The sequence below is a fragment of the Allobosea sp. CER48 genome, assembly GCF_044752385.1.
Classification (GTDB): Bacteria; Pseudomonadota; Alphaproteobacteria; order Rhizobiales; family Beijerinckiaceae; genus Allobosea.
In genome coordinates, this window is the sequence record NZ_JBIWYK010000365.1 from 1 (window position 1) to 3,339 (window position 3,339).

The following is a 3,339-nucleotide window of genomic DNA, read 5'->3' on the forward strand; positions in this document are numbered from 1 at the left end:
CGGTTCCCGGCGTGTTAGGCACGTCCGAGAATACGTGGGCCGAATCCGGCCGGCGCAAAGGAGCGGAACGGGTATGCAGCGTCAGTCGTCTTTCAGCTACGAGGAGATCCTCGCTTGTGGTCGCGGGGAACTGTTCGGGCCGGGCAATGCGCAGCTGCCGCTGCCGCCCATGCTGATGTTCGACCGCATCACCGAGATTGCCGAAGAAGGCGGGGAACACGGCAAGGGGCTCGTGCGCGCCGAGTTCGACATCAAGCCGGACCTCTGGTTCTTCGATTGCCACTTCAAGGGCGATCCGGTGATGCCGGGCTGCCTTGGCCTGGACGCGCTCTGGCAGCTCACCGGCTTTTTCCTTGGCTGGCTCGGCCTGCCTGGCCGCGGCAGGGCGCTCGGCGTCGGCGAGGTCAAGTTCGCGGACCAGGTGCTGCCGACGGTCAAGAAGGTCGTCTACGGCGTCGATTTCAAGCGCGTCTTCAAGTCCAAGCTCGTGCTGGGCATCGCTGATGGCTGGCTCGAAGCCGACGGTAAGCGTATCTATACGGTCAGCGACATGCGCGTCGGCTTGTTCAAGCCGGAAGCTGCCTGAGGAAAAGCGCGCCACGACCTTGCACGCTGCGGCTGCTCGGTCCATTTGCGCGCGATAGGAATCCGCAAGCGGTGAGGCTCGCCCCGCCGCCGCTGATAGCTGGAGTGAACCGAGCATGAGACGCGTCGTCGTCACCGGGATGGGCATCGTCTCGTCCATCGGCAACAACACGCAGGAGGTCCTGGCCTCGCTGCATTCGGCGAAATCGGGCATTTCCCATGTCGCCGAATTCGCCGAGCACGGCTTCCGCAGCCAGGTCGCCGGCGTCCCGACGCTGGATCCCGCGAGCGTGCTCGACCGGCGCGCCATGCGCTTCCACGGCGGCGGCTCGGCCTGGAATCAGGTCGCCATGGAACAGGCGATCGTCGATGCGGGCCTGGAGCCGGCCGAGATCAGCAACGAGCGCACCGGCATCATCATGGGCTCCGGCGGTCCCTCGACCCGCGCCCTGATCGACGCCTATGACAAGGCCCGCGAGAGCGGCTCGTCCAAGAAGGTCGGTCCCTTCGCCGTGCCCAAGGGCATGTCCTCGACGGCTTCGGCCACGCTCGCGACCTGGTTCAAGATCAAGGGCGTCAATTATTCGATCTCCTCGGCCTGCGCGACGTCGAACCATTGCATCGGCAACGCCTATGAGCTGATCCAGTGGGGCAAGCAGGACGTCATCTTCGCCGGCGGTTGCGAGGAGCTGGACTGGACCCTGTCTGTGCTGTTCGACGCAATGGGCGCCATGTCCTCGGACTTCAACGACCGCCCGGCGGTGGCCTCGCGCGCCTATGACGTCGCGCGCGACGGCTTCGTCATCGCCGGCGGCGCCGGTGTCCTCGTGCTGGAGGAACTCGAGCACGCCAAGGCGCGCGGCGCCAGGATCTATGGCGAGATCGTCGGCTACGGCGCGACCTCGGACGGCTACGACATGGTTGCTCCGTCGGGCGAGGGCGCGGTGCGCTGCATGCGCATGGCGCTGCAGGGCGTGAACGCGAAGGTCGACTACATCAACCCGCACGGCACCTCGACCCCGGTCGGCGACGGCAAGGAGATCGAGGCGATCCGCGAGGTCTTCGGTGCCGGCGACAAGGCGCCGCCGATCTCCGCGACCAAGTCCCTGACCGGTCATTCGCTCGGCGCCACCGGCGTGCAGGAGGCGATCTATTCGCTGCTCATGCTCAACAACGACTTCATCTGCGAGAGCGCCCATATCGAGGAGCTGGATCCGGCCTTCGCCGACATGCCGATCGTGCGCAAGCGCATCGACAATGCCGGCCTCGGCTGCGTGCTTTCGAATTCGTTCGGCTTCGGCGGCACCAACGCCACCATCGTGATGAAGCGCCTGGAGGCCTGAGGCCGCCATGCTCTTCATGGTGATCGAGCATTTCGATCAGGCCCGCGTGAAGGATGTCTACGCTCGCTTCCAGGAACGCGGGCGCATGGCTCCAGAGGGGCTGCGCTATGTCGAGAGCTGGGTCGCGGCCGATCTCGGTCGCTGTTTCCAGATCATGGAATGCGATGATATCGCCCTCCTGCAGGAATGGGTCCTGCAGTGGAGCGACCTCGCCCGTTTCGAGATCGTGCCGGTCGCGACGTCGAAGGCCGCGGCTGCCGCAGTGTTGAAATCCTAGCGCGGCCGGGGCGCGGCGACCCGCCGTGCAACGAGCGCGCAATGCTAAGGTGCCGTTCAGGCTCGGCGAGCCAGAGTTGCCGGGCGTTCTCATCTCTTCCCGCCTCTAGACCAGTTCCTGAACCTTTCTTTCAGAGTGTGCCATGCTCCCGCTGATGCATAACAAGCGCGGCCTCATCATGGGTGTCGCCAACCAGAATTCGATCGCCTGGGGCATCGCCCGCACGCTGCACGCCCATGGTGCCGAGGTCGCTTTCACCTATCAGGGCGATGCGCTCGGCAAGCGCGTTCGGCCGCTGGCGGAGAGCCTCGGCTCGAACCTGGTCATCCCCTGCGATGTCGAGGACATCGCCTCGGTCGATGCGGCTTTCGCGGCGCTCGACGAGGCCTGGGGCGGGGATCCCGAGCGCAATACGCTCGATTTCGTCGTGCATGCGATCGGGTTTTCGGACAAGAACGAGCTCAAGGGCCTTTATGCCGACACGTCCCGCGAGAATTTCTCGCGGACGATGGTGATTTCCTGCTTCTCCTTCACGGAAATCGCCAGGCGGGCGGCTGATCGCATGCCCAGGGGCGGCAGCATGATCACGCTGACCTATGGCGGCTCCACACGGATCATGCCGAACTACAACGTCATGGGCGTGGCGAAGGCGGCGCTCGAGGCGAGCGTGCGCTATCTCGCGGGGGATTACGGCCCGCGCGGCATCCGCGTGAACGCGCTTTCTCCGGGGCCGGTCCGGACTCTCGCGGGGGCCGGCATCTCCGACGCGCGCGCCATGCTGTCCTGGCAACGGGCCAACTCGCCGCTACGCAAATCGGTCTCGCTCGACGAGATCGGCGGCTCGGCTTTGTACTATCTTTCGGACCTCTCCGGCGGTGTCACGGGTGATGTCCATCACATCGATGCCGGCTATCACATCACCTCGATGCCGGCGCTCGACAGCCTGCGCGCCGCCGACAGCGGTAACGGGGAGTAGACGGAACTCCCGGGCGGGCTCATCGTTCTCCCTCGATCGGAAGGAGGACAAGCGATGACCTTGGTCAGGTACGAGATCGTCGAGCACGACGGTGGCTGGGCCTACAAGGTCGGTGATGCGCTGTCGGAGACCTTCCGCTCGCATGAGGCGGCGCTGAA

Annotated in this window: 4 protein-coding genes; all 4 read left to right on the forward strand. The window is 65.4% G+C overall.

Annotation, left to right across the window (positions count from 1 at the left end; genetic code table 11):
* Positions 1-73 precede the first annotated feature (73 nt).
* Entirely contained in the window at positions 74-586 is a 513-nt protein-coding gene (gene fabA, locus ACIPIA_RS12845; RefSeq protein WP_055729831.1) for a 3-hydroxyacyl-[acyl-carrier-protein] dehydratase FabA, read from the forward strand.
* Between the two features lie 115 nt (positions 587-701).
* Positions 702-1,928: a beta-ketoacyl-ACP synthase I gene (gene fabB / locus ACIPIA_RS12850; RefSeq protein ID WP_400510115.1), complete on the forward strand. Its 1,227-nt coding sequence runs from the start codon at positions 702-704 to the stop codon at positions 1,926-1,928.
* Positions 1,929-1,935: 7 nt separating this feature from the next.
* Positions 1,936-2,205, forward strand: coding sequence for a DUF3303 domain-containing protein (locus ACIPIA_RS12855; RefSeq protein WP_400510116.1), 270 nt, complete (start codon positions 1,936-1,938; stop codon positions 2,203-2,205).
* Positions 2,206-2,347: 142 nt separating this feature from the next.
* Positions 2,348-3,181, forward strand: a complete 834-nt coding sequence (gene fabI / locus ACIPIA_RS12860) for an enoyl-ACP reductase FabI (protein ID WP_400510118.1) — start codon at positions 2,348-2,350, stop codon at positions 3,179-3,181.
* Positions 3,182-3,339: the final 158 nt, after the last annotated feature.

Coding starts and splice junctions, on each gene's coding strand:
- fabI (WP_400510118.1), top strand. CDS start 2,348: ATGCTCCCGCTGATGCATAACAAGCGCGGCCTCATCATGGGTGTCGCC.
- fabB (WP_400510115.1), top strand. CDS start 702: ATGAGACGCGTCGTCGTCACCGGGATGGGCATCGTCTCGTCCATCGGC.
- fabA (WP_055729831.1), top strand. CDS start 74: ATGCAGCGTCAGTCGTCTTTCAGCTACGAGGAGATCCTCGCTTGTGGT.
- ACIPIA_RS12855 (WP_400510116.1), top strand. CDS start 1,936: ATGCTCTTCATGGTGATCGAGCATTTCGATCAGGCCCGCGTGAAGGAT.